Genomic DNA, 285 nt, shown 5'->3' with positions numbered 1-285 from the left:
CATGAACCCGTGTCCGGAAAATCCGGTAACATGGAACATGCCCTTAACCGACGGCTCGTAGCCGATTATCGCCTTGTGGTCGGGCGTAGTTTCGTACAGCCCCGCCCACTGATTGGCCACCTCGGCCGTCTCCAGCTGAGGCATCAGCTCCAGCGCACGCTCGAGAATAGCGTCGGTGTAGTCGGGGTCGATCGAGATATCGAACGACGGCTGGATATCCTTATCGGCCCATCCGAGCAGCATCCCTTTCGATTCCTTGTGGCAGTACAGCCCGCTGCGAACATC

General features: G+C 58.6%; 1 protein-coding gene. It reads right to left on the bottom strand.

Annotation, left to right across the window (positions count from 1 at the left end; translation table 11 throughout):
* Positions 1-285: NAD(P)/FAD-dependent oxidoreductase (locus tag MD536_RS21480; protein ID WP_239603832.1), on the bottom strand; the 285-nt coding region annotated here is incomplete at both ends.

Source organism: Flavihumibacter cheonanensis (genome assembly GCF_022352215.1).
Classification (GTDB): domain Bacteria; phylum Bacteroidota; class Bacteroidia; order Chitinophagales; family Chitinophagaceae; genus Flavihumibacter; species Flavihumibacter cheonanensis.
Note: the sequence above shows the minus strand (reverse complement) of the source record. Positions and strands in the feature narration are given on the sequence as shown.